The following is a 26,620-nucleotide window of genomic DNA, read 5'->3' as shown; positions in this document are numbered from 1 at the left end:
CTAAAAAAGAATTGAATAAATCCCCAGCTATTACAAATGTTAAATGTAACGCAATCAAAGAGGTGAAGTGTATGCCAAAAATTATCTCAGTTGGATTTGGAGTTCCCCCCTATGAATTAACTCAGCAAGACACGCTGCTATTTGCAAAAGAACTTTTTTCCGAGTCGTTTAAAGATATTAATCGTCTGCTGACCGTTTTTCAAAATGGTCAAATTGAAAAACGTAATTTTGCCAAAGACTTATCTTGGTTTCAAGAAGATCATACATTCGAAGAAAAAAATGATGCTTTTATAGAATGTGCTGTTGAATTAGGTACAAAAGCCATTGAAGAATGCTTAACAAATAAAGACTATGTAAGTACCCCTTTGCCGTGTGGAGAAATTGATGCTATTTTTTACGTTTCAACAAGCGGTGTAGCTACGCCTAGCATTGAAGCGCGAATTATGAATAAGCTTGCGTTTTCAGACCATACAAAAAGAATCCCTATATGGGGATTAGGGTGTGCCGGAGGAGCATCTGGACTTTCAAGGGCTTACGAATATTGCAAAGCCTTTCCGCGCGCTAAAGTTCTTGTATTATCCGTTGAGCTGTGCAGTTTGACTTTTCAGCGGAATGATCGTTCAAAAAGCAACTTAATCGGTACATCTTTATTTGCTGATGGAGTAGCAGCTGCTTTAGTCGCAGGTGACGAAGCAGATATCACTTTTGCCCGTTCAAAAAGCTTTCCTTACATTTTACATACACAATCGACGCTTATGCCAAATTCCGAAGACGTAATGGGATGGGAGATTAAAAATGATGGGTTATTTGTTGTCTTTTCAAAAGATATTCCCACTATTATCGATTCGTGGTTAGGCGGAGAAGTTGAGTCTTTTTTACAAACTCAGAATTTGACCAGTCGGGATTTAAAACATTTTGTTGCTCATCCTGGAGGGAAAAAAGTGCTTGAAGCATATGTATCAACGCTATCGCTAAACGAAAATATGATTGCTGATTCACTAGATGTACTTAAAAACCATGGAAACATGTCTTCGGCAACCGTTTTATATGTGCTAGACCGCTTTATGAAGAAAGAAATTCCGAGTAAAGAATACGGTTTATTAACAGCTCTTGGTCCTGGATTTAGTTCTGAAATGCTTCTATTAGAGTGGAGGTAAAGCGATTGTTTTTTTATAGTTTTTTTGTATTTATTATCTTACAGCGTCTATGTGAATTGGTGATTGCCAAAAGAAATGAAGCTTGGATGAAGAAGCAGGGAGCGTACGAAGCTGGTCAAAGTCACTACAAATGGATGGTAAGCATGCACGCCGCTTTTTTTGCTGCTCTTTTTACGGAAGTGTATGTGTTAAACGGTGGAATGTATCACTTTTCTTTTTTGTTGTTTAGCTTTTTTGTGCTTGTGCAACTTGCAAGAGTATGGGCTATTTCTTCGTTAGGAAAGTATTGGAATACAAAAATTATCGTCTTGCCTAACGCGAAGGTTGTGCTAAGAGGTCCTTATCGGTTTATGAAGCACCCAAATTATACAGTTGTAGCGGCAGAATTGGTGTTAGTTCCGCTTATGTTTCAGGCATACTGGACGTTAGCTATTTTTTCTGTTTTCAATTTGTGTATATTAGCCGTTAGAATTCCTTTAGAAGAGCAAGCGCTAACGAATGAAACAAATTATGGCGAGGTCATGCAAAATACGGGACGTTTCTTTCCTGCAAAAAAATCTCAAAACTAATTGAAAATGATTATCTTTCATGATAAGATGAAATCAAATGATAAAGATTATCAATTTCATCAAGTAGAAACGGTGGTGGACGTAATGGTTAGTCTTTTTGTGATCGGAGCACTTGCTACATATGTTGGCGTCACAACGTATGTAATGAAAAATATTGAAAAAGCCCAAAAGGCGTAATATATACACGGTAAATAAATACAATGCAAAGCTGTCAAATTATTGACAGCTTTTTTTATTGTTTTTGTAACTAAAAATTCAGTTTTTTATGGGAAAACGTAGGTGAATCAAGTAAAATAGAGAAAGAATAAGCAGAAACAAAGATGGATAGAGAACATTTAAATACAGTCTTGAATGAGGCAAAAGGGGTAGAGTAATAATGGGTAAAGTGAGTGTGAAACATCAAGAAAATCTCCAATTGGAAGCATCTCTTTTTCATTTACATAAGCAATTTCAAGCAGCTGGAGATGAACAGCAGGCAGCAAAAGCAATACAGCTGTTAAAAAAGTGGGTGAACGGTGAATTTGTTGTAGCATTTTGCGGACATTTTTCGGCTGGGAAATCGAGTATGATTAACGAATTAATGGGGCAAGCAATTTTGCCTGCAAGTCCTATTCCGACAAGCGCAAACTTAGTATCAGTAAAGGCTGGGGATGAGCATGCAACCGTTTATTACCGCAAACAGCCGCCGGTGCGTTATGAAGCGCCTTATCAGTATGAACAAATTAAGCAGTTTGCTGTCGACGGAGATGAAGTAGAGTCCATTCATTTATCAATCGAGACAAACGCTATTCCTAAAAATGTTGTGGTGATGGACACACCGGGGATTGATTCAACAGATGATGCGCATCGTGTATCGACCGAGTCAGCTCTTCACTTAGCGGACGTTATTTTCTACGTGATGGATTATAATCATGTGCAGGCAGAATTAAATCTTCAATTTGCAAAACAGCTGCAAGAAGCTAATAAAACGCTTTATTTAATTGTAAATCAAATCGATAAACATCAAGAAGATCAGCTAACATTTCAAGCATTTAAAGAATCTGTAGAAACGTCATTTTTAAAGTGGAATGTTAGACCAGAAGGAATCTTCTATACGTCGTTAAAAGAGCCAGCCAACCGTCATAATGACCTTTCGTACGTAAAATCTCTATTACTTGCTATGATGACGGAAAAAGAAAACCGACATCAGCATATTCAACATGCGATGCAAATGTTAATTGACGATCACCTTGCCTTTATTGAAGACCAAGAAGAAGAAAAGTTAACGATTCATGACGAGCTGCGCCATAAGCTGACGCTTGAGAACCATGAAATAAATAAGCAGCAAAAAGAGCAGCTTCTCGAAAAAGAAGCGGAAATAAAGCGTGCTGAAAAGCAGTTAGCAGAAACATACCAACAAGAAACAGGCAAGATACTAAGCAACGCCAATTTAACACCATATGAAATGAGAGAAAAAGCTAGGCTGTTTTTAGAAACGACAAAGCCTGATTTCAAAGTCGGTCTTTTGTTTGCTAAGAAAAAGACCGAGGAAGTAAAAAAAGAGCGGCTGACGTTATTTTTTGACGATATGAAAGAACGAACAGCCTCTCAGCTGCAGTGGCACTTGCAGCAATATGTGCAAGGTCTGGTGAAAAATCAAAATCTTACTGACCCGGATCTTATACGCCAGGTTCAGCAGTTTGAAATTCCGTTAGAACCTCATGACTTAATTGAAACGGTAAAAGCAGGAGCTACGATTAATGGTGATTATGTTTTAACGTACGCAAAAGATGTAGCTGATCACATTAAGAAAAAAGCCACGCGATTATTATACGAGCTCTATGCGCAAATCGAACAGAGCAAAATGGAGCAAGATGAAGTAAAGCGTGAGAATATTTCTCAACACTTGCAGGAATGTGAGGCATTTGAAGAAGCGTATACATCTCTTCAGGAAATGAAAGCAAAACTGGCACGTACAAAAGCGTTGCTTCAATCTTTACAGCAAACTGATGACGACCTAACGCTAGAAGATACAAACGAGTTGTCATATATGTTACAAGAAGAATATGAAACGGGCATCATGAAAGCTGAAGAAAAGCATGAAGCTGCGAGTGAGCAGCAGTTAGTTTCACAGCCTGAGGAAGCTGTGCATGAAACAGGAACAGAAAAGGTTCTTCAAGATGTATCAGCTGTTCTCGAACAGCTCCGTTCATTTGGAAAATTAGACCGCTTTATTAATAGGCTTCAAGAAAAACGTAAAAAGCTATCAAATCAAACGTTTACCGTAGCTTTATTCGGAGCATTCAGTGCCGGTAAGTCATCTTTTGCTAATGCGTTGATTGGAGAAAGATTACTTCCTGTATCTCCGAATCCAACAACAGCAACCATCAATAAAATTATGCCTCCAACAGAAAAACGGCCGCATAAAACAGCTGTTGTGCAAATGAAAACAAACGAGCAGATGATCCAAGATTTAAATGGTGCACTTAAGCTGTTTCATCATGAAGTAGAAACAATTGACGAAGCGCTAACGATTATTCCGACCCTGCAGGCAACAGAAGAGCTGCAGCTGCATTTGTCGTTTTTACAGGCAGTAGAAAAAGGCTACGGCGAAGTCAAGCATCATATCGGTTCAGAAGTAGTAGTGGATACAGAAGGATTTCATGATTATGTAGCCAAGGAAGAAAAAGCGTGTTTTGTTCAATTTATTAACCTGTATTATGACTGTGAATTTACTCGCTTAGGCATTACGCTTGTTGATACACCTGGAGCTGATTCAATCAATGCGAGACACACGGGAGTAGCGTTTGAGTATATCAAAAATGCAGATGCCATTTTATTTGTAACGTATTATAATCATGCATTTTCAAAAGCTGACCGAGAATTTCTTATTCAGCTTGGCCGTGTAAAAGATGTATTTGCGCTTGATAAAATGTTTTTCTTAGTAAATGCAGCGGACTTAGCCAGCTCGGATACAGAGCTGCAGTTAGTTCAGACGTACGTAAAAGAGCAGCTTGAACAGTATGGTATACGCTTTCCGCGCTTATACCCGGTATCAAGCTTGCAGGCTTTGCAAAACCACGAGGATAAAATGTTTCTGCCATTCAAAAATGCGTTTTACCGCTTCATAAACTATGAATTACCAGAGCTTGCTATCCAAAGTGTCTATGCAGATTTCGAACAAATTTTAGCAGTTGCCAATGAAATGAAACAGGTGCAGACAAAATCAGAAGTCGATAAAAAGCGATACATTCAATCTCTTCACATAAAAAATGAGCAGGTAGCAGCAAAACTGCATGAAATTCATTTTGAATATGAACAACAGCAGTTTGACCGAGAATTAGAAGAGCTCTTATTTTATGTGAAAAAACGTCTGTTTGTGAGGTACGATGACTTCTTTAAAGAAGCATTCAGTCCGGCAAACTTAAGGGATGATCGAGGTGAAAAGCAAAAACAGCTGCGCCTGTGTTTGCAGGAGTTGTTAACGTCTATTTCCTTCGATGCAACGCAAGAAGTGCGTGCGACCACTTTGCGAATCGAAAAATACATCGTAAAATTAATCGAAGACTGGCATCGAATGATCATTACAAAGCTACAGCGCTATGAACCGACGTTTACTCCAACGTTGAACTCGTTAGAGCCTCCAAATGGCAGCGAAGTTGTGACAAGTCATCAATTCGATAAGAATGAATCGTATCAAAAAGAGCTTTCACTGTATAAAAACAATAAAAGCTTTTTTGAAAAAAATGAGAAAGCAAAGCTCCACGCTGCTTTATTAGAACGTATTAAGCCGGATGTTAATCACTACATTGCGAAAGAAGAAGCTGCTCTTCATTCACACTATACCTATTTAGTGAATCAGTACGTTTTAGCGCATAAACAGTCTGTATCTGAAGAATGGTATGATTATTACAAACAGCTGCAAGCGGCCGTGTCTGAAGAATTTCCAATTCAAGAATTGGTAAGTACAATGACGGTGCTAGAACATGTATTGGAGGAAAGAAAGGGTCATTAATTTTTATGTCTACACACATAAATAAACGTTTACAGGAAATTGAAAAAGAATATAATGTAGAAATTTTGTTTGCATGTGAATCAGGGAGCCGTGCTTACGGACTGGACACGTTAGCGAGTGATTTTGACGTCCGCTTTATATATAAATATAAAGCATCACGCTATCTTCATCTCAATAGACCTCAAGAGGTCATTAATGTAGCAGAAGGCAATTATGATATGCAAGGGTGGGATTTGTACAAAACCATTTATTTGTTTACAAAATCAAACCCTTCGCTTTATGAGTGGCTATGGTCGCCTTTTGTTTATTATCAAAAGTCATCGTTTGCTGAGCCACTCCGGCAAATGATGGCTCAATCATATTCCTTAAAAGCATTGGGATATCATTATTTTAAAATTTTAACGATAAATAGTAAAAGAAATCTGACATCTTCTGTTACAATAGAGGATATAAAAGTGATGCTCCAACTGATTCGTGCATTTTTATCACTGAAAGTAGTAGTAAAGCAGCGCAGTTTCCCTGTCATTTTATTTGCCGATTTATGTAAGCAGGCAAATCTCGACGATAGGCAGCAATCCATCATTGAGCAATTTGTACAATGCAAGATAAGCGGGAAAGTCGCTTTTAATGAAAAGATGAAAAACTTTTTGGATAGCATTAAGAAAGAATCTGCAGCGATAGAAAAAAACTTAAAAGAATTACCGGAAAAGCAAATCAGTTATGAGGACATTAACTTATTTTTACTAACTCAGCATAATATAATGGAGGAACGAACATGAGTGTACATAAAGAAATTTCAGCCCATTCTAAAAAACAGCACGAATTAGTACGTGCTTTTGCCAGCTTAGAAGCTCGACGTGAGCAAGCTATTGAAGCAGCTGTGCTTCTCTGCAAAGAAGGGAAGCCCTTTTCTGTAGACGGTATTAACGCTGTAACAGCAGAAATTAATGAGCTGTCTCAAAAATATACCATCATTCCAGGCCGTAAAGTAGTGACGGAAGAAATGGTTAAAGAGTACGCAGCAAGAATATAAACGTGCTAAGCTCTGGTGTTTTTACCTTAATTTGAACAGGATATGACGTGCCGCTTGATCCATACTAATAGTGTACCAACGAGGTACAAATAGGAGGAGATAGCGATGGGTCGTCAAAAATTAGGTAATAAAAATGCGCAAGCGAATAACAATGCAAAGCATAATTATAACCAAGAGTTCTCTTCTGAGTTTAAAGCAAATCAGGCTCAAAAAGCAAAGCGTGCAAAAAGTGCAAATGACACTTATGCTGGGGAGTTTGCTTCTGAGTTCAACGTACAACAAAACCAAAATAATTCTGTTAACAAGAAGTTAGAAGCTAATAAAAGTGCAAATAATCAATATGGACAAGAATTCGGCTCTTATGCTGAAGTTGAATCTGCCAAAATGAATAATGCTGCACAAAAAAAGCGTAAAAAATAACAGAACTGTTTCCAAAAACGCCGGGATTAGTCTGCTCTGTCAGCAGATTAGCCCGGCGTTTTTTGTTGGGCAATATTTGCTTGGGTACAAGATGTCAATCCATCGCAAACTATAGATGAGGTGAAGCAATATGAATAAAGGAATTGTCATTGCTCTTTCATCAATCGGTTTAGCACAAGCTTTAAAAATCCCAATTAAAAAGTATCAAACAGGAAAATGGGATATGCGGATGATTGCTGCGTCGGGTGGAATGCCAAGCTCTCATTCAGCCGGCGTATCTTCTTTGGCTACCTATGTAGCATTAAAAAGAGGTGTTTCTACGATTGACTTTGCGTTAGCATCTGTTTTTGGAATTATTGTGATGTACGATGCACAAGGAATTCGAAGGCAGACTGGCGAAATTACTATTAAAGTGAATACGTTAGATGAAGAAATTGAAAAGCTTGCGGGTCTTCCAGACGGAGGCTTTCACGATTTGACGGAACAGCGCTTGAAAGAAATGCTTGGTCATCAGCCAGAAGAAGTGATTGGCGGAGCCATTTTAGGAGTAGCACTTGGAGCAATTGGCTATTTTTTAGAAGGGAAATCATAGTCAAATAGCCAAAAGTAAGCTAAGATAAAGAAGAACCTTTGCAAAAGGATGGGACGAAAAAGTGACAAAAACAGCTCAAACCGTTGAAGAGTATCTTCTTTATCTTGAAGAAAAAGGCTTTCATTTAGCAGAAGATGCACGTGGATTTATTTCATTTGGTCAGCAGTATACGCGTGCAGCTGACGAGATGGTCATATTTACAATTGAATGGACACTAAAAGTACAAAAAGAATTTGACGGCAGTTTTTTTGTATCGCTCCTCGAGAATTTGACATCAAATCGTATTAGCAATCAAAAACAAGCCATTCAATATTTAAAGTCATCAGGTATGATTTAAGCAGGATTACATTCCTGCTTCTTTTTGATTAATGGCTTGTCTGGCCAGCTGATCAGCACCTGCATTTTGAGAGCTAGGGATCCACTTTATAAAAAATAAATCAAATTGACTGGACAATTTGAGGGCTTCTTCCAGTAAAGGAGCAAACGCTTTATTTTTAACGTATTCTTGGTTCATTGCGCGGTCTACTAGCTGAGAGTCTGTTCGAAAAGATACGCTCGTATACTTTTTTTCTAAACAAATTTTTAATGCATGAAGAAGTGCATGGTACTCTGCTTCATGATTCGTCATTGTCCCAAGAGCAATAGCGTAACGATGATGTTCACCATTTCCTTTAATTAAAATACCAGCTCCAGAAGGACCAGGATTGCCAGCAGTGGCTCCGTCTATATAAACTTCAATCATCATACAGCCTCCTTGTTAAAACAATATAAGCTTAAACCATGTTTTTTCATCAATAGTATTGTATCATAAGTACTTCAGCTATTTTATATTAGCACGTATAAACGCTAAAATCCGCTTATTAGGTAAGAAAACTGTCATGAAAAGACATAATAGAAGATAAAATACAAAAAAGCAGAAAAAGTGTTGAATTCAAAATTGCTGATGAAAGGAATGCTCGTTATGAATTTCCAAATTGAATGGCATTATAAATCCTCGAAACATAAACAGTTAATTTTCACATCCGATTTCACAGATGCGAATGAGGCGCTAATGATTGTGGGTGATTTAGAAAAAACAGGTCGAACGAAGGAAATTTTTCTACTTGATGAGCAGCAGCAAAAATGGACTGTAAAAGAAGCGAAAAAGCTCTTACAGGAAGTACAGACAGAGCCTCACGATATTGTGGCATATTTTGACGGAGGCTATGAGCATGATACGCTTTTAGCGGGGCTTGGGGCTGTGATTTATTTTAAACAGAACAACCAGTCTTACCGAATACGACGAAACTCAAGACTGCAAGAGATAGAATCAAATAATGAGGCAGAGTATGCTGCTTTTTATTATTTAATACAAGAGCTTGAGGAACTTGGTGTTCATCATATACCGGTAACGTTTAGAGGTGACTCTCAGGTTGTATTAAATCAGCTTGCAGGGGAGTGGCCCTGTTTCGAAGAAGAGTTTAATCGGTACTTAGATCGAATAGAAGATAAAATGCAGGAACTTGGTATCCGACCGGTATATGAGCCTATTTCAAGGAAGGAAAATGAAGAGGCCGACCAGCTTGCGACTCAAGCTCTTCAAGGGATACCAATTGCTAGCAGGAAGCAAGTGTAACACACAGAACGAAATGGAGATGAACGAGAGTGGAACGTAAACAATTATTAGAAGAAGTAACGGAGTTATTGGATTACTACTGTAGTGATTGTTTTGTAAAAAAAACGTTTAACAAAGAAAAGGGCAAAACATACGCTCAGACGTTTTGTATTAAAGAGTGTACCGTAGGAGAAAAGATTAAGCAGTATGGAGATTTGCTGACTAAAAAGTAAGCGTGTATAATTTGTCGGCAGCAGCTTCATTCTATCCATATGGAGGTGTTCTTTCAATGGATAAGTTTTCAAATGAAGAAGTAACAACAGGATATAATGATTTAAAGCAAGTAGAAGTGTCCATTCAATCTGCTCAAAAGATGATTGGGACAGCTACGATGAGTATGAGTCCTCAGCAGCTTGAAGAGGCAACGAATGCGCTTAATGATGCAAAAGCACAGCTTCAATCTGCCAAAGCTCATGGCACAGGAGTAGACGAGCAATTTCTTCAGCAGTGCATGCAGTCTATTCAAACATGTGACCAGCAGCTTACTGAGGCCAAACGCTAGGTATAACAAAAAAGAGACTCAGAAAAGAGTCTCTTTTACTATAAAATAAAAAGATCTATTTATGATAGCTTAGTGACATTAGCGGCTTGTGGGCCTCTATTGCCTTCTACAATTTCAAAAGATACCTCTTGTCCTTCTTCCAAGGATTTATAACCTTCGCTTTGGATGGCAGAAAAATGTACAAATACGTCGCTTCCGCCTTCAACTTCAATAAAGCCATAGCCTTTTTCATTGTTGAACCATTTTACTTTACCATTTTGCATAACTTGAATCCCCCTAGTACTGTGCAGCATCATGCTGCTGAAACTCGAATTATCATTTCCAATAGAGGTAAATGATTGTTTATATTATATAATAAGAAGAAATAAAATTTCAATATTAAAATTTAACTTTTCTGAAAATTAAATTTTATTTAACGGGGACATAGTCTATTTTTAATAAAAAAATTTCTCGTGAGATGAAAAATAACTGAAAATTTAGTTTATAATAAAAGTATAGTCAGCATAATTTTAACGCGGTGATAAGGAGTGGGTCGTGTATGTATCGTACACAAATAAATGGAAAAGAAATCATTTTGTTATTTTCAACGCTCGAAGCAGCAAAGAGCCGCAGCAGCCTAGAGAAAGAACAAATTTATAAGCGCGTATTGCATTTAAATGAGCAGCTGTTAATGTTTCAAAATGGAACAAGCTTCACCATCGGTGATCCGTTAGGATTAATTGTAGCTCAAGTGAAAAAAAGCGATTTGACAACCATATATATCGAACATATTATTGATAAACAGTTTATGTATGATGGAGATGGTCATCGAGGTGAAGTAGTGTAATAAGATGACGCCTATATATGAAGAAGCGTACGGAGATACTCGTACGCTTCTTCATATATGGGATTAAAAACATGTGTTTTTACAAGTATTAACAAGAATAAATAACAAAGTTCAATAAATTAAAGAAGAACAGTGAAACCATGAATAGCAATTACCTTTTTAGCTAAAAAATATAGATACACATCATCTTATGTAATGAGATAGTTAAGCTTTGAAATCAATGAACACGAGAAGTTTTATAAAGCTTAAATTGAAAAACGTGTGATTGTGACGTTAATTAGAAGTAAGGTTTGGAGGACGCTATGGAAAGTAGAAAAAAATTGGATTTACTTGCTCTTGCTTCTGTGCCACTTATCATGACCCTCGGAAATTCAATGTTAATTCCGGTGTTGCCGGTGATTGAAAAACGTCTACAGATAAGCTCGCTGCAGGTATCCATGATTATCACGGTCTACTCAATTTTCGCTATTTTTTTAATCCCGATTGCTGGTTATTTATCAGATCGATTTGGCCGCAAGAAAATTATTATTCCTAGTTTGCTGCTTGCTGCAGTAGGAGGGGCTTTAACAGGCTGGGCTTCATGGCAAATGGCCAATCCATTCTGGGTTATTTTAATTGGCCGCGCGATTCAAGGAATAGGTTCAGCAGGGGCTATGCCTGTTGTGATGCCTTGTGTAGGAGATATGTTCAAAGACGAGCAAGAAATTACAAAAGGACTAGGTTTAATTGAAACAGCCAATACGTTTGGGAAAGTACTAAGCCCAATACTGGGAGCTTTTTTAGCGGCTATGATTTGGTTTCTTCCTTTTTGGTTCATTCCTATTCTTTGCCTTATTTCGATTCTTTTAGTTATCTTTTTAGTAAAAGTTCCGAAAAATGATAGTTCTTCTGAATCTGAACAAAAAAAGAAAAGTATCACGCAGTTTTTGAAGGATTTGAAGAAGACGCTCAAAGAAAATATTGGATGGCTTATGGCTATTTTTATTTTAGGCGCCATTATTATGCTTGTATTATTCGGGGTTTTATTTTACCTATCGACCATACTAGAGGAGCGTTATCATATTGTGAATACGAAAAAAGGCTTGGTAATGGCTATTCCTTTGCTCGCTTTATCTATTTCTTCTTTTGTAGCGGGGAAAAAAGTTGGCAACAATAAAATCGTTATGAAGTGGTCTGCTTTTTTTGGCTTTTTATTGTTAACATGTTCTTTCATCATTTTATTTTTTAATACGTCTCTTTTTAGTATTTTACTCACTTTAGTGCTTGGTGGAATTGGAATTGGAGCAGCTCTTCCCAGTCTTGATGCACTTATTACAGAAGGAATTGAAAAGGAAGAGAGAGGAACCATTACGTCTCTTTACAGTTCGATGCGCTTTGTCGGAGTAGCAGCTGGGCCTCCTCTTTATACATTGCTTATGAAGTGGTCGGACATGGCTGTGTTCCAAACGTCTCTAGGGGTTAGTGCAGTAGGTGCCATTTTAGTTTTAAAAGCTATCAAACCAAAACCTGAAGGCGGCGTAAAACTGAAGAAAGCTGAAGTGTGATTTTACGGAGCTGTCTTATGATAAAAGACAGCTCTTTGCTATTTAAAGACCCGTCAATATGCTTAAATTTATATTGTGTCTAGAAAAAATCCTTGAAATTTCTTATACTTCAATTTATAGACAGCAGATGCAATAGTTCTTATTTTATTGAATAAGGTGGTTTTGAATTGAGTATAAATTATCAGAAATTAAAAAGCATGGTGGATCATTATCAAATATTTGATCTTGTAGCGTATATAACAGAAGAAGTACAAAGCCTTCAACCAAAGAGCCTTACGGGTATTGTGAAAGAATGGTTAGCAAACTTACAAACGGAAGAAGAGCTGTACGAGCTTATCCGCTTTTGTGATGAAGCTTTATTAAATCGTTTAAGTCGAATGTTAACGACATATGGATATCGTCGATTTAGCTCGATTCGAATGGTAACTCTTTATTGTGATGATCTCCTGCGAGAAGGCAAGATACTCGACGCTGATGATAGACTTTCTTTATTAATTTCTCAGCTGGATACGGAATCAGTTAAAGAGGAACAGCTTGAGAAAATCTATTTTTTAAAGGTAAGAATTCTTTTAGAAATGAAACAAGTGGATGAAGCTTCTGAGTGGATGAAACAAGTAACGTCCCATAATCAAAAGGGTATGGCTGACAGATGGGGCTATTTTTATTTGCAGCTCAACGACAGAATGAAAGCTGAAGCCTGCTTAAAAGAAGGAACGACATATAAGGAGAATGGAGATTTTTGCTATGCAATGCTCGCAGATCTATATGCCTATGAAGGGAAGCATAAACAATCGCTTGAAAAAATTAACGAGGCTATTGTCCGCTACCCACAGCTTCCGTCTTTATATATGGATAAAGTGATGCGATTAAAAGATTTAAAAGAGTATTCTCTTTTGCTTGAAACGATTGAATTTATCGATTCAAAGTTACCCTATCACGATTATCAAGATTTTTTTACGCTGCTGCGCGCCGACATTTATTTTGAACAGAAGCAGCAATCTCAGCTTACGCATCTGCTCTCGACTAAGCGATGTTTAAAAGATTCACCTTATCAAAAATTAATTGGAAAGAATACAGACGATAAATGCAGTACAATCAAGCTTCCTATTGTACCGATTGTTCAAAAAGATAATTATTGCGTGCCAGCTAGTATGAGTATGATGTTAAGGCTTTTACATACCGAAAAAACACAGGATGAGATTGGGACGCGTATTTACGGAGGGTTAGGCTCCAAATTATCAACTGCGGTGAGCTACTTTGAATCTCTTGGCTTTGCAGCGATGTTTTTTACAGGCACAGTTGAACAGTTTAAAGAACTATTAGACAAAGGGCTGCCTATTTTGGTCAGTCTGGAATTTGAACAAGCTTCCCATGTTCAAGTTGTATTTGGCTATGATGATGAACTTGAACTTTTTCATGTACAAGATGCTAATTTTCTAAGTCCAACGTATGTAGAATATAAAAATTTTGATCAGCATTACGCTAATTCGGGTTTTTTATCAATTGTTGCTTCTAAAGCGGCAGCGGATCTCGCTTCACTTTCTAAAGAGCAAGATGTGTTTATTCGTCAGCTGTATGACTTAATCGAACTAGTTGAAGCGGATGAAGAGGCACACATTAATGATCTCGTTTCTTTACTAAAAGCAAATGAGCATGTTCCATTTGCCGCTATTTACAGTATGAAGCATTTGTATAGAAAAGAGCATGAAGCTTATATTCGTACGTGTATTAATCATGTGTTAGAGAAATATAGCAATCATGATTATCTTAAGCTTCACGCCGCATATGCCTTTTTTAAACTTGACGACAGTAAGGGAGCATCTTCCTTGTTACACCACATAGATAACAAAAAGCATAGCTCTTTTTATCACTATCTTAAAGGAAGAATTGCGCTGGATGAAGAGAAATACGATGAGGCTGTTGAAGCACTGCGCAGCTCGCTGCAATTAGACGTAGAGCAGCATTTGAACTGGAGCTATCTAGCACTTGCATACATGTACCAGGGAAACCTCGAAAAGGCTTTTGAATGCTCGACTATTTCCTTAAATATGTATAGTGATGAATCTTATACACAAATCAATCACGGACTTATTTTAATGGAGAAAGAAAGATACGCAGCAGCCAGAAATCTTTTCGACGCGTTATTAAAGGAAAACCCAAAAGATGCGCACAGCTGGTTTGAAAGAGCCCGTTGTGATGAACATTTAAAAAAGTTTCGTAAAGCTTACCGGGGGTTTCAAGTAGCTAAACAGCTTTTGCCGACTGTTCCTTATCCATATCTTTCGATAGCTGATTTGCTACAATATCAACTAGAAAAAACGGACGAAGCTGAAAGCTATCTCAAAGAAGGCATGAAGCATCTACCGGGCGACATGACAATTCGAGGAAGACTAGGCGATTTATACGTCGCGAATCAAAGGTACGAAGAAGCTATTGCTCTGTATAAAGAAGGCTTAAAAATAGAGGAAGATGCCCTTATGTATTTGGGGTTATCTTATGCGTATTTAGAAACAGGTGAACATTTAACGGCCGTTGATACGCTCACGCTTATTGCGCAGAAGTTTTCATCGAACAGCGACGTCATGTTGGATGCAGGCAGTATGCTTTTAGATGCAGCAAAACAAAAGGAGCTAGACAATCAAACGTTAGAGTTTGGATTTGCTCTTTATGAAGAAGGACTTCATTTTGCTCAAACAGCGTTAGATGAAGTGTTAGAAGCATATACGGGTTATTTAGAAGACACGGCGTTATTGACTCGTGGAATTAAGTTTTTAACTGCAGAACATCAAGAGCACCCTAATGAGATTTTGTACATGTGCTATTTAGGCATATTATACGAACAGGTCAAGCAGCTAACAAAAAGTGAGAAGCTTTATCATCAAGCGCTTCGTATCAAGCAAGATGCTTTGCCATACTATCGGTTAGGTGAAATATATCAATCAATGAATCGCATCACTGAAGCAAAAGAGGCCTTCCGAAAATGCTTAACTCTTGATAAAACATTTGAAGCCGCTTGTATGAAGCTTGCCGAAATAGCTTGTGAAGAACAAAATCGAACGGCTGAAAGAAATTGCCTGCTTCAATGGATACAGCTGAATCCTATGGAAGTAAACATTGAGCACGTAGCTTCACTTTGTGAAACAGAGAAAGAGTATGGAGAGCTGTTAGAAGTATTAAAGAGCGTAGAGGAAATTGTGCTTCCTCAATGGCTCGCTGACAGCCAGGCTCATGTGTATCGTCTAAAAGGAGACATTTCACAGGCTGAAGCGTATTTAGAGAAGGCTCTTGAACTAGATCCACAGAATGCAGCTATTCGCCACCATCAGGCAAAATGGCTCATCATGGAGCAGAGATATGAAGAAGCTAGAAAAATTCTTACAGAGTTGCTAAGTGAGGATCCGGAAGATTACGCTCTATTTCAAACATTCATGTCTAGCTTTCCAAATGGAAAAAAACTGTCCGGGCTTACGGCAGATTTAAAAAAGATAAAAATGGAAAAACAAAGCAAAAGCTTGTTATTTAAAAACGCAGCCGAGGCTTTAAATGAGTATGCCGATTCGATTGTAGAAGAGCAACAAGGATCTATCTTCAAACGAAGCTTAGCAAAATTCAAAGCAAAGGCAAAAACGGTTACGCTGCTTGGCTTAACGATTGAACTGTATGAACTTGCCATAAAAACGGATCGAAATAATAAAGAGGCTGTGCATGCATTTGCGGCTTTTTACGAAGAGAAAGGGTTGATTGAAGATAGCATCACCGTGCTGAAAAAATCGCTGCATCAAAGCTGGGATTTTGATGTTGCCTATCATTTAGCCAACATACTCGTTAATATCCAAGAAAATGAACAGGCTGCACATGAAGCGCTAAACTTAGTTCAAAAACTTCTCAAACAGCAGCCAAATCATATAGATTTGCAGATATACCGAGCATTTATTTTGAGTAACCTTGAAGAGGTAGAAAAATCAGAGGCTGCTTTTCAAGAATTACTTCAGCAGGAGATTTATCAGCCTGACATATATGCAGGACTAGCAAAACTGTATAATAAAACGGAACGTTATCATGAAACTGTTCAGCTTCTTCAAAAAGCAATTGAACAGCATCAAGAGTATGAAGGAATGTATACCGATTTAGGCATCGCGTATCATTTAGAAGGTGAAACAGAAGCAGCAGCTTCGCTTATGATAACCAGAGTAGAAAGCGGAGACGAAGATCTTTTTATTCGCTATAACTTGGCATGCTACCTAGCTGTTCTTGGAAAAACTGCCTCTGCTCAGGAAGAGTTGGATTATGTTTTAGCGCACGATGAAACGGGAGAATTTTATGAAATGGCTATGGAAGACGATGAACTAAAAGGATTAACGGTAAAAAGGTAAAAAAAGAAGCTGAGTTTCAGCTTCTTTTTTTTATCCCTCTTTTGCATCTTGTCTTTTCAACGAAAGTGATTCGGAAATTTCCAGTGCAAGAATGATAATGGTGCCAAGAACTAATCCGTTGCTTAAAAACGTAGTAACTAAAGGTGGCAGCGTTGAAAAAGCTTGGGAAGGCAAAAACATAACCCCTATCCCCGACAGCAGCGCAATACCTGCTTTTTTCATTGCTTTTTCGGGCTGTTTGGCATGCTTGAATTCTCCAATTCCAAGAGCCATCATACCTGTAAAAACAGGAAAGATTGCCGCGTATCCGACGGCAGGAGGAAGAGCGGACATAATGGACGTTAAAGGGGTAAAGATACTCAGAAAAAGCAAAAGACACGATGCTACAATAAAAGGAACTCGACTATAAAGATTTGTAGCTGAAATAAATCCACCGGAACCTGAAATAGGAACGGCCCCGACACCTGAAAACAATCCTCCAAGCAGCTGGCTTATACCCGAAACCATCCCGGAACGTTTAATATTGTCTTTTTCAATTTTTTCTCCTTTGTGTTTATAAACAGACTCAACAACACGAATAGAAGCGAGCATGTTTGTAATTAAAATGAGTGTTACAAAAAAAGCAGTAACAACCATATTCCATTCAACGCGAGGAGCTCCGAATACAAACACTTTAGGTATGTAAAATAACTGCGCCTGAAATTCGATAGGTTTAGCTAACCCTAACATTGCAAATACTCCCCAGCCTACACCAATACTAATAATAATGCTGAGTTTATTTAACGTCCGGTGTGATAATAAATAAAAAGTCAGCAGCAAAATCGCAGCTGAAGTCAGCGCAATTGGAAGTTTAATAGCTGAATTCGTTTCTGTAATGCCAAACATTCCTTTTAAAAAGGAACCGCTGAGCTGCGTCACTAATAAAATTAAATATGTACCGGTAACCGTTGGAGTAAAGTATTTTGCTAGTTTATCAATGAGACCAAATAGGCTCATTAAAATAGCAATTATCCCGCTTATAAGAAGGGTGAACTGCAGCACGCGAAGCGTTTCGGAGTGAGAACCAAACAGAACGGTTCCAAGACTCGCATACAGAGAAAAGACGCCCCACCAAACGCCAGCAGGCCCTTCCATGATTGGGTATTTATGCCCTATAAATACCTGCAAGAGCCCGGATAAAGCCAAAATAAATAACGTTCGCTGTAAAAATTGAATAGAATCTGCTGCGTTTAAATGAAACTGAGAAGCAATTACAATAGGAACAATCATACTATTAGAAATCATAAATAAAAACCATTGTAGCGAAGCAATGGAAACTCGAAACATTCTTAACACCTCAATTAATGCCGACGAGCGGCTGAATGAACCAACAGGTTGCTCTATTATTTTACCATGGGATTTCCAATTTGTAAGCGATATCTTGTTAAAAGGATGACGAGTAAAATGTCAAAAGATTCAATATATTGTTGTAAAAAGAAGAAAGATAATTTATAATTTTCTTACAATTATAAATTATAAACATAAGAATAATTTATAATGAACTGACTAACAGTCAAGGAAGGAGGAGGGATAAGACAAATGAAACTATACCTGTCGGTTGATATGGAAGGAATTACGGGACTCGTCGATCACACAAATGTTCTGCGAGAGAAAGAGAATTATGAAAGAAGCCGCAAAATAATGACGGATGAAGCGAATGCAGTCATTTATGCAGGGTTTAGAGAAAAGTGCTCAGAAGTTGTGGTAAATGACAGTCATTCGAGTATGAATAATCTCCTTGTTGAACGGCTTCATCCAGAAACTCAGCTTATTTCAGGAAGCGTAAAACCATATTCAATGGTACAGGGATTAGATCAGACTTTTGATGGTGCTATATTTCTAGGGTATCATGCTAAAGCATCCATGCCTGGTGTCATGTCTCATTCAATGATATTTGGTGCTCGCAATATGTACATAGACGATATGAATATTGGAGAGTTAGGCTTCAACGCATACGTCGCAGGCTATTACGGCGTGCCAGTTTTAATGGTAGCTGGTGATGACCAAACGGCGCTGGAAGCACAGCAGCTTATTCCAAACGTGACGACTGCTATCGTCAAACAGGCCATTTCACGTTCTGCAGCCAAAACATTAACCCCTAAGAAAGCAGAACAATTACTTCAAGAAAAAACAGCCGCAGCTATTCAGCACAAACACCTTGTTAAACCTTTAATTCCACCTAAACACCCAACCTTACGAATAGAATTTGCAAATTATGGTCAAGCAGAGTGGGCGCATTTAATGCCGGGCACGGAAATTGAACCTGGAACGACGACCGTTCGGTTTCAAGCAAAAGATATTTTAGAAGCTTATCAGGCCATGCTTGTTATGACTGAATTAGCTACGCGCACAACATTCTGTTAGAAGGTGGGATAAAGGTGAAAAGTTATATTTTAAAGCGATTTTTATCCATGCTTGTTACGCTATGGGTAATTGTGACCTTAACCTTCTTTTTAATGCATTCGATTCCTGGATCTCCATTTAATGAAGAACGAGCGACAAGCGATGTAGTTCAAAAAAACCTGGAATCATTTTATCACTTAGATGAGCCCCTAGCTGTGCAATATGTTCTTTATTTGAAATCTATTGTTACCTTTGACTTTGGTCCTTCTATTAAACAGCCGTCTCAAACGGTTAACGACCTTTTAGGAAGAGGGTTTCCCGTGTCATTTGAACTTGGAATGGTGACGTTAATTCTTGCGGTGATTTCCGGTATTACACTAGGCATTATCGCTGCTCTTAGAAGAAACGGAATAATTGATTACATTGCGATGAGCATAGCAGTTATCGGATTGTCGGTTCCAAATTTTGTTATGGCCACGTTGTTAATTCAACAGCTTTCTGTCAATTTAAAAATTTTACCCGCTGCTACGTGGACGAGCCCTTTACATATGATTCTTCCGACTCTAGCTCTTGCCACAGGTCCTATGGCTATTATTGCACGTTTGACTCGCTCAAGCATGATAGAAGTACTGACTCAAGATTATATTCGAACAGCGCGTGCAAAAGGGCTTTCGCCAATGAAAATTGTATTTAAACACGCGCTTAGAAATGCTTTAATGCCTGTTATAACAGTTCTTGGAACGATTGCAGCCAGCGTATTAACTGGCACATTTGTTATTGAACAAGTCTTTGCTATTCCTGGCATGGGGAAATATTTTGTGGACAGTATTAATACGAGAGACTACCCCGTAATTATGGGCACTACGGTCTTTTACAGTTCGATTCTCATCATTATGCTTTTTTTAGTAGACATTGCTTACGGAATACTTGATCCACGAATCAAACTGTATAAGAAGGAGGGATAACGTGCTGGAAAAACAGGAGTATAAGCAAATTCCTGATGAGTGGTTTACGCCAAAGAAAAAAAAGAAATCTGAAGCCGAAGCAGTTGTAAGGCCGAGTCTTTCTTATTGGCATGATGCATGGCGCAGGCTTGTAAAAAACAAGTTGGCCATGCTGGGTCTCTTTTTTTTAGTCATCCTCGTTGTGATGGCTATATTCGGTCCTATGTTTTCACCCTACAGCGTAACGAAAGCCTCTTTTACAGAGCAAAACCTTCCTCCTTCAGCTAGTCATTGGTTTGGAACGGATGACTTAGGCAGAGATATGTACACTCGGACATGGTACGGGGCTAGAATCTCTTTATTTGTAGGGCTGATGGCAGCGCTTATTGATTTTATCATCGGTGTCATTTACGGGGGCTTCTCAGGCTATAAAGGAGGAAAAACAGATAATGTCATGATGCGCGTAATTGAAATTTTATACGGTCTTCCTTATTTATTAGTGGTAATTTTACTAATGGTAGTCATGGGACCCGGGCTTTCTACGATTATTGTGGCACTTTCCGTTACAGGTTGGATCGGGATGGCGAGAATTGTACGGGGGCAAGTATTGCAAATAAAAAACTATGAATACGTGCTTGCATCCAAAACGTTTGGAACAAAAACAAGCCGTATCATTAAGCGAAACCTGCTTCCAAATACGATGGGACCGATTATCGTTCAAATGACACTAACCGTACCAACTGCCATTTTTGCTGAAGCTTTTTTAAGCTTTTTAGGGCTGGGTGTACAGGCTCCTTATGCGAGCTGGGGAGTAATGGCAAACGATGGTTTATCAACGATTCTATCAGGCTATTGGTGGCGTTTGTTTTTTCCCGCGTTTTTTATTTCTCTTACCATGTTTGCTTTTAATGTCCTTGGAGACGGACTGCAAGATGCACTTGATCCGAAATTAAGGAGGTAAGCAAATGGAAAAAATAATCCGAATCAAAAACTTACACGTACAGTTTTCAACTTACGGAGGGCAAGTTCAAGCTGTAAGAGGCGTTAGTTTTGATTTACATAAAGGAGAAACCCTAGCGATTGTAGGAGAGTCAGGTTGCGGAAAAAGCGTAACATCTCAAAGTATCATGAGGTTAATTCCAACACCTCCGGGCAGGATCACAAGCGGCTCTATTTTATTTAAAGACCAGGATTTAACAAAACTATCAGAAAAGAAAATGCGAGACATTCGAGGCGCTGATATTTCGATGATTTTTCAGGATCCTATGACTGCGCTTAATCCAACTCTTCGCGTAGGTGAGCAAATTGCAGAAAATATTATGCAACATGAAAACATTTCAAAAGAAAAAGCCAAAGAAAAAGCATTTGAAATGCTGGAGCTAGTCGGAATTCCAAATCCTAAAGAACGCCTAAAGCAATATCCTCATGAATTTAGCGGGGGAATGAGACAGCGTATTGTCATTGCAATGGCCCTTGTATGCAACCCCGAAGTGCTAATTGCTGATGAACCTACCACAGCCCTTGACGTCACGATACAGGCGCAGATTTTAGAATTATTTAAGGATATTCAGCAGAAAACGGATGTCTCCATTGTTTTAATTACCCATGATTTAGGTGTAGTTGCTCAGGTAGCTGACCGTGTTGCCGTAATGTATGCAGGAAAGATTGTAGAAATTGGAACAAGAAGAGACATCTTTTATACGCCGCAGCATCCGTATACAAAAGGATTGCTGCGTTCAGTTCCTCGGTTAGATCTATACGAAAGTGAGCTTGTGCCTATTGCAGGCTCACCTCCCGATTTATTTGCACCTCCATCTGGATGTTCGTTCGCACCTCGCTGTCCTTACGTAATGGAAGTGTGTGATCGCATGTATCCTACGTCGACAAAGCTGAAAGAAAGTCACCAAGTGCACTGCTGGCTTCAAGATGAGAGAGCCCAAAAATTTGTAACAACTATAAGCTAGATTTATAGATGAATAGCGAACTTATGAAAGAGGGGAAAATGATGAAAAAAATAGGGTCTTTACTAATGATGTGTGTACTTATATTTGCACTTGCTGCCTGTACGGCCACAAAAGATTCAGACGCGGAGCCAGAAAAGAAAAGCAGTACAGCAAAAGAAGACGGTAAGGTCCTTTATATGAATAATGGCGCAGAACCTACGTCTTTTGATCCGCCTATTGGGTTTGATTCATATTCATGGAATATGCTTAATAACTTAATGGAGGGGCTGACTCGTTTAGGAAAAAGCGATGAGCCTGAAGGAGCAATGGCCGAGAAATGGGATATTTCTGACGATAAAAAAGTCTATACATTTCATTTGCGAAAAGATGCTAAATGGTCAAATGGAGATGACGTAAAAGCAAGTGATTTTGTGTTTGCATGGAAGAGGCTGTTAGATCCTAAGACTGGTTCTCCAGCGGCGTTTTTAGGCTATTTCATTCAAGATGGAGAAGAATTTAATACGGGTAAAGGCAGTGCTGATCAAGTAGGAGTCAAAGCGCTAGATGACAAAACTTTTGAAGTTACGCTTAAAAGTCCGCAAGCCTATTTCTTAAGCGTAGTTTCCAATCCAGCGTTTTTTCCAATTAATGAAAAAGTAGCAACAAAAAATCCGAAATGGTTTGCAGAAGCAGATTCGTTTGTTGCTAATGGTCCTTTCAAATTAACTCAATGGAAGCATAACAGTAATCTAGTAATGGAAAGAAACGATCAGTACTGGGATGCTAAAAATGTAAAGCTCGATAAGGTAAAATGGGCAATTGTTGAAAATACAAACACAGAATACCAAATGTATCAAAATGGAGAACTAGATGTTTCTGAAATTCCATCGGATTTAAGTGAAAAGCTGTTGAAAGATGGAGATGTTCATATCGAAGACCAAGCGGGAACTTACTTCTATCGCTTTAACTTAGATAAAGAGCCCTTTCAAAACAAAAATATCCGTAAAGCATTCGCAATGGCTGTAGATCAAGATCAAATTGTTAATTTTGTTACAAAAAATAAAGAAAAACCAGCTCGCGGGTTTGTATCATACGGATTTAAAGATGCAGATGGAAAGGATTTCCGTAAAACAGGCGGCGACTTACTAAAAACAGATGGCAAAGAAGCAAAAGCACTTCTGAAAAAAGGAATGAAAGAAGAAGGATATAAAAAGCTGCCAGCTATTACGCTAACATACAGTACAGACGATACACATAAAAAAATAGCAGAAGCACTTCAGCAAATGTTCAAAGAAAATCTAGGTGTAGATGTGAAGCTTGCCAATATGGAATGGAATGTTTTCCAAGAAGAACAAAAAGCGTTAAAGTTTCAGCTGTCACGAAGTTCGTTTTTAGCTGATTATGCAGATCCAATCAACTTTTTAGAGAGCTTCCAGACGGGTCATTCAATGAACCGTACAGCTTGGAGCAATAAAGAATATGATAAGTTAATTAAACAAGCTATGAACGAAACGGATAATAAAAAACGTTTTGAGCTTATGTATAAAGCAGAAGGTATTTTATTTGATGAGATGCCGATCATTCCTATTCATTTCTACAACTATGTGTTTTTAATAAAAGATAACGTATCTGGAATTGTTCGTCATCCTGTTGGCTATTTAGATTTGAAGTGGGCAGATAAACAGTAAAGTGGAACTTTTCGTCAGAGGGGATTTCAATTCCCTTCTGACCCAAGTTTCACTTTCTTCATTTCTTTACACAAAAGGAGTGTAGCAAATGATCAAACCAAAACGATTAAAAAAAGGTGATACAGTAGCTGTTATTGCACCTGCTAGTCCGCCTAATCAGCACAATCTAAAAAAAGGACTAGAATATTTGAAGGAAATAGGATTAAACGTAGTAACGGGTGCGCATTTATATAAAAAAAACGGGTACTTGGCAGGGACTGATGAACAGCGAGCAGCCGATATACATGCGATGTTTGCCAATAAGGAAGTAAAGGCAATTATCTGTGCATGCGGAGGGTACGGGACTGCTAGGCTTGCCTCGCAATTAAACTACAATTTAATTAAGCAAAACCCAAAGATTTTTTGGGGATATAGCGATATTACGTTTTTACATACCGCTATTCATCAGCACACAGGTTTGGTTACCTTTCACGGGCCAATGCTTTCGTCGGATATCGGAAAAGAAGATGTTCATATAGAGACGAAGCAAGCTTTTTATCAATTATTTTCTCACCGTTCTTTTTACTATACGGATCAAATTAGCCCGCTCGACACTATTTGTGAAGGAGAAGCAACTGGTCAGCTGATAGGAGGAAATCTGACTTTGCTCGTGAGCACGCTTGGCACTCCATTTGAACTAGATACGAAAAATAAAATTTTATTTATTGAAGATATTGACGAAGAGCCGTATGAAATTGACCGCATGATGACACAGCTGTATATGGCCAATAAACTGCAGGATGCAGCGGGAATTCTTATCGGAGATTTCCATAACTGCTATCCTAAAAAACGTACAGAGTCGCTTTCATTAGAAGAGGCATTAACAAGTTACCTGACTTCTTTAAAAAAGCCTGTTATGAGAGGGTTTCGCATCGGGCATTGCTCGCCTCAAACAGCTGTGGGAATTGGAAGTTATGCCACGATGTCGACTTATGAACGAATGGTGGAATTTGAATCTGGTATTACATTACCAAAAGATAAAGTCGAACGCTGAAGGTTAAACCTGCAGGGAGGAGAAATAAGTGATGGATAAAAAAGCGTATTACGTTTGTGTAGCTGTGGCGACTGTGTGGACTTCCTATGACTCTAGCAGAGAAATAGATGACAATGCAACAAGTGTCCCAGTAAAACTGGATAAATGGCTGGAGCAATTAACGTATACACGTCGGTTGGAGCTTTGTGAGAAAAATTTAGTTCAAACGCAGCTGTTACTAGGAGAAGAAGTATATGTAACGGAACTGAAAGGTAAATGGGCAAAAATCGTTATTCCTTCTCAGTTTTCTTCTAAAGATGAAAGAGGATATCCCGGGTGGGTTCCTTTCCAGCAACTGATTTCCCAAGCTGAATATTCTCCATTGAATAAACCAACGGTAGTGGTAACAGCAGCGATTGCGACACTGCAGCTAGCGGAAGAAACCTTGCAAATTAGTTATCAAACGCAGCTGCCTCTTTTAAAAGAAGATAAAGAATGGCTAGAGGTTCAAACGCCGATTGGCAGTGGGAAAATAAAACGTCAAGATGCTGTTGTAATAGAGGATAGCAACCGTAAAGCAACAAAAGGAACTGGAGATATGATTATTGCAGCAGGAGAACAGTTTTTGAACCTTCCATACTTATGGGGTGGCATGAGTGCTTGGGGATATGATTGTTCCGGGTTTGCCTATGCTACTCATAAAGCAAACGGCTATCTTATTCCAAGAGATGCCACCGATCAAGCAAGGCGGGGCAAAGAAGTAGGATTAGACTCTATTCAACCTGGAGATTTATTGTTTTTCGCGTATGAAAAAGGGAAGGGGGCTATCCACCATGTTGGTATTTGTTATGGCAGAGGAAAAATGCTTCATTCACCTAAAACGGGTAAAACCGTCGAACTGATTGAATTAAAAGGAACGCTTTATGAAGAAGAGCTGTGCGCAGCCCGGCGCTATTATTAGGAGGTGGCAGTTATGACAACAAAGCATTTGTTAGAAGTAAAGCAGCTGAGCAAATATTTTTCAATTACGAACAAGCAGGTTTTGAAAGCAGTAGACGGCGTGTCTTTTTATATTTCAAAAGGAGAAACCTTTGGACTTGTTGGTGAATCCGGCTGCGGAAAATCCACTGCCGGGCGAACAATCATTGGATTGTATAACCGTACATCAGGGGAGGTGCTTTATAAAGGGAAAAACGTGCATGAGCTATCAGAGAAAGAGAAATTTGCTTTTCATCGTAATATGCAAATGATTTTTCAAGATCCATATGCTTCACTGAATCCTCGTTCTACCGTAAAGGAGATTATCTCAGAACCAATGGAGGTTCACGGACTTTATTCCAATAAAAAAGAAATGCTGAACCGGGTGTATGAGCTGCTAGAAGATGTGAGGCTAAATCGTGATCATGCCAACCGCTATCCTCATGAGTTCAGCGGCGGGCAGCGCCAGCGCATAGGGATTGCGAGAGCTTTAGCGTTAAATCCAGAATGCATTATTGCAGACGAACCTATTTCTGCTTTAGATGTATCTGTACAGGCTCAAGTAGTTAATTTATTAAAAAAACTCCAAAAAGAAAAAGGGTTAACTTATTTATTTATTGCACATGACTTGTCGATGGTAAAGCATATAAGCAGTCGTATTGGAGTTATGTATTTAGGGCATTTAGTAGAATTAACAACAAGTTCGGAGCTGTATCAAAAACCGCTTCACCCATACACTCAAGCTCTACTGTCAGCTATTCCTATTCCCGATCCTGACGTTGAGGATAATCGGAAGCGGATTGTTCTTAAAGGAGAATTGCCAAGCCCCATTAACCCTCCCTCTGGCTGCGTGTTTAATACGCGCTGTCCTCTTGCAGTAGCAGCCTGTAAGACTCAAAAACCAGAGTGGCAGGAAGTTGAAGAAAATCATTTTGTGGCCTGCCACTTATACAATCAAAAGATAATGAGTACCAACTATATTGAAACAGCTGCGACAAAATGATGGAAA

26 protein-coding genes are annotated in these 26,620 nt (G+C 38.6%); 23 read left to right on the top strand and 3 right to left on the bottom strand.

Annotated features, from left to right (window positions below):
- Positions 1 to 71 precede the first annotated feature (71 nt).
- From ACH0CI_RS12055 to ACH0CI_RS12015, 9 genes are all read left to right on the top strand, one after another.
- Positions 72 to 1,157: a type III polyketide synthase gene (locus ACH0CI_RS12055; protein WP_098627144.1), complete on the top strand. Its 1,086-nt coding sequence runs from the start codon at positions 72 to 74 to the stop codon at positions 1,155 to 1,157.
- Between the two features lie 5 nt (positions 1,158 to 1,162).
- Entirely contained in the window at positions 1,163 to 1,726 is a 564-nt protein-coding gene (locus tag ACH0CI_RS12050) for an isoprenylcysteine carboxyl methyltransferase family protein (RefSeq protein WP_028414036.1), read from the top strand.
- Positions 1,727 to 1,732: 6 nt separating this feature from the next.
- A complete protein-coding gene (locus tag ACH0CI_RS12045) occupies positions 1,733 to 1,903 on the top strand; it encodes a hypothetical protein (RefSeq protein ID WP_155017140.1) in 171 nt (56 codons plus the stop codon).
- Between the two features lie 199 nt (positions 1,904 to 2,102).
- Positions 2,103 to 5,720, top strand: a complete 3,618-nt coding sequence (locus ACH0CI_RS12040) for a dynamin family protein (RefSeq protein ID WP_406901500.1) — start codon at positions 2,103 to 2,105, stop codon at positions 5,718 to 5,720.
- 5 nt (positions 5,721 to 5,725) lie between these two features.
- The gene (locus tag ACH0CI_RS12035; protein WP_033578452.1) at positions 5,726 to 6,499 is read left to right on the top strand and encodes a nucleotidyltransferase domain-containing protein; all 774 of its coding nucleotides are present in this window, start codon (positions 5,726 to 5,728) and stop codon (positions 6,497 to 6,499) included.
- Positions 6,496 to 6,753, top strand: a complete 258-nt coding sequence (locus tag ACH0CI_RS12030) for a DUF2533 family protein (protein ID WP_182029438.1) — start codon at positions 6,496 to 6,498, stop codon at positions 6,751 to 6,753. The genes ACH0CI_RS12035 and ACH0CI_RS12030 overlap by 4 nt, the downstream gene beginning before the upstream one ends.
- Positions 6,754 to 6,858: 105 nt before the next feature.
- The gene (locus ACH0CI_RS12025; RefSeq protein WP_013056168.1) at positions 6,859 to 7,173 is read left to right on the top strand and encodes a hypothetical protein; all 315 of its coding nucleotides are present in this window, start codon (positions 6,859 to 6,861) and stop codon (positions 7,171 to 7,173) included.
- Between the two features lie 130 nt (positions 7,174 to 7,303).
- Positions 7,304 to 7,765 carry a divergent PAP2 family protein gene (locus ACH0CI_RS12020; protein WP_013056169.1) on the top strand — a complete coding sequence of 154 codons (462 nt, stop codon included), beginning with the start codon at positions 7,304 to 7,306 and terminating at the stop codon, positions 7,763 to 7,765.
- Between the two features lie 61 nt (positions 7,766 to 7,826).
- Entirely contained in the window at positions 7,827 to 8,102 is a 276-nt protein-coding gene (locus ACH0CI_RS12015) for a DUF6123 family protein (protein ID WP_013082383.1), read from the top strand.
- 6 nt (positions 8,103 to 8,108) lie between these two features.
- Here the strand turns inward: ACH0CI_RS12015 and ACH0CI_RS12010 are convergent, their stop codons facing one another.
- Complete coding sequence (locus tag ACH0CI_RS12010; protein ID WP_033578453.1) at positions 8,109 to 8,507, bottom strand: reverse transcriptase-like protein; 399 nt, start codon at positions 8,505 to 8,507, stop codon at positions 8,109 to 8,111.
- Between the two features lie 219 nt (positions 8,508 to 8,726).
- Here ACH0CI_RS12010 and ACH0CI_RS12005 point away from each other — a divergent pair, with 219 nt between their 5' ends.
- From ACH0CI_RS12005 to ACH0CI_RS11995, 3 genes are read left to right on the top strand one after another with little or no spacing between them, the layout of a single operon-like run.
- Positions 8,727 to 9,380: a ribonuclease H family protein gene (locus ACH0CI_RS12005; protein WP_034266558.1), complete on the top strand. Its 654-nt coding sequence runs from the start codon at positions 8,727 to 8,729 to the stop codon at positions 9,378 to 9,380.
- A gap of 29 nt (positions 9,381 to 9,409) precedes the next feature.
- On the top strand, positions 9,410 to 9,592 hold the full coding sequence (locus ACH0CI_RS12000) for a zinc-finger domain-containing protein (RefSeq protein ID WP_013056173.1): 183 nt from the start codon (positions 9,410 to 9,412) through the stop codon (positions 9,590 to 9,592).
- 56 nt (positions 9,593 to 9,648) lie between these two features.
- Entirely contained in the window at positions 9,649 to 9,921 is a 273-nt protein-coding gene (locus tag ACH0CI_RS11995) for a DUF2564 family protein (protein WP_028414030.1), read from the top strand.
- A gap of 59 nt (positions 9,922 to 9,980) precedes the next feature.
- Here ACH0CI_RS11995 and cspD read toward each other — a convergent pair whose 3' ends face one another.
- Positions 9,981 to 10,184 carry a cold-shock protein CspD gene (gene cspD / locus ACH0CI_RS11990; RefSeq protein WP_013056175.1) on the bottom strand — a complete coding sequence of 68 codons (204 nt, stop codon included), beginning with the start codon at positions 10,182 to 10,184 and terminating at the stop codon, positions 9,981 to 9,983.
- Positions 10,185 to 10,459: 275 nt separating this feature from the next.
- Between cspD and ACH0CI_RS11985 the strand changes: the two genes are divergently transcribed.
- The 3 genes from ACH0CI_RS11985 (at position 10,460) to ACH0CI_RS11975 (ending at position 16,664) form a co-directional block, all read left to right on the top strand.
- Entirely contained in the window at positions 10,460 to 10,747 is a 288-nt protein-coding gene (locus ACH0CI_RS11985; protein ID WP_028414029.1) for a hypothetical protein, read from the top strand.
- A 302-nt stretch (positions 10,748 to 11,049) separates the two neighbouring features.
- Complete coding sequence (bcbE, locus tag ACH0CI_RS11980; RefSeq protein WP_028414028.1) at positions 11,050 to 12,291, top strand: bacillibactin exporter BcbE; 1,242 nt, start codon at positions 11,050 to 11,052, stop codon at positions 12,289 to 12,291.
- A gap of 167 nt (positions 12,292 to 12,458) precedes the next feature.
- Positions 12,459 to 16,664 (top strand): tetratricopeptide repeat protein, encoded by a 4,206-nt coding sequence (locus ACH0CI_RS11975; RefSeq protein ID WP_406901499.1) that lies wholly within the window; start codon positions 12,459 to 12,461, stop codon positions 16,662 to 16,664.
- 30 nt (positions 16,665 to 16,694) lie between these two features.
- Here the strand turns inward: ACH0CI_RS11975 and ACH0CI_RS11970 are convergent, their stop codons facing one another.
- Positions 16,695 to 17,990: a purine/pyrimidine permease gene (locus ACH0CI_RS11970; RefSeq protein ID WP_047751354.1), complete on the bottom strand. Its 1,296-nt coding sequence runs from the start codon at positions 17,988 to 17,990 to the stop codon at positions 16,695 to 16,697.
- A 252-nt stretch (positions 17,991 to 18,242) separates the two neighbouring features.
- Between ACH0CI_RS11970 and ACH0CI_RS11965 the strand changes: the two genes are divergently transcribed.
- The 8 genes from ACH0CI_RS11965 (at position 18,243) to ACH0CI_RS11930 (ending at position 26,614) form a co-directional block, all read left to right on the top strand.
- Positions 18,243 to 19,067 (top strand): M55 family metallopeptidase, encoded by an 825-nt coding sequence (locus tag ACH0CI_RS11965; protein WP_033578456.1) that lies wholly within the window; start codon positions 18,243 to 18,245, stop codon positions 19,065 to 19,067.
- Between the two features lie 14 nt (positions 19,068 to 19,081).
- Positions 19,082 to 20,011, top strand: coding sequence for an ABC transporter permease (locus ACH0CI_RS11960; RefSeq protein WP_406901498.1), 930 nt, complete (start codon positions 19,082 to 19,084; stop codon positions 20,009 to 20,011).
- Between the two features lies 1 nt (position 20,012).
- Positions 20,013 to 20,951: an ABC transporter permease gene (locus tag ACH0CI_RS11955; RefSeq protein WP_028414023.1), complete on the top strand. Its 939-nt coding sequence runs from the start codon at positions 20,013 to 20,015 to the stop codon at positions 20,949 to 20,951.
- Positions 20,952 to 20,955: 4 nt separating this feature from the next.
- Complete coding sequence (locus tag ACH0CI_RS11950) at positions 20,956 to 21,954, top strand: ABC transporter ATP-binding protein (RefSeq protein ID WP_028414022.1); 999 nt, start codon at positions 20,956 to 20,958, stop codon at positions 21,952 to 21,954.
- 23 nt (positions 21,955 to 21,977) lie between these two features.
- Positions 21,978 to 23,621, top strand: coding sequence for a peptide ABC transporter substrate-binding protein (locus ACH0CI_RS11945; RefSeq protein ID WP_406901778.1), 1,644 nt, complete (start codon positions 21,978 to 21,980; stop codon positions 23,619 to 23,621).
- A gap of 88 nt (positions 23,622 to 23,709) precedes the next feature.
- The gene (locus tag ACH0CI_RS11940; RefSeq protein WP_406901497.1) at positions 23,710 to 24,654 is read left to right on the top strand and encodes a S66 peptidase family protein; all 945 of its coding nucleotides are present in this window, start codon (positions 23,710 to 23,712) and stop codon (positions 24,652 to 24,654) included.
- Between the two features lie 31 nt (positions 24,655 to 24,685).
- On the top strand, positions 24,686 to 25,594 hold the full coding sequence (locus tag ACH0CI_RS11935) for a C40 family peptidase (RefSeq protein WP_406901496.1): 909 nt from the start codon (positions 24,686 to 24,688) through the stop codon (positions 25,592 to 25,594).
- 12 nt (positions 25,595 to 25,606) lie between these two features.
- Positions 25,607 to 26,614, top strand: a complete 1,008-nt coding sequence (locus tag ACH0CI_RS11930) for an ABC transporter ATP-binding protein (protein ID WP_406901495.1) — start codon at positions 25,607 to 25,609, stop codon at positions 26,612 to 26,614.
- Positions 26,615 to 26,620 lie beyond the last annotated feature (6 nt).

The sequence above is a fragment of the Priestia sp. 179-F W1.4 NHS genome (assembly GCF_045369295.1).
Taxonomy (GTDB): Bacteria; Bacillota; Bacilli; order Bacillales; family Bacillaceae_H; genus Priestia; species Priestia zanthoxyli.
Note: the sequence above shows the minus strand (reverse complement) of the source record. Positions and strands in the feature narration are given on the sequence as shown.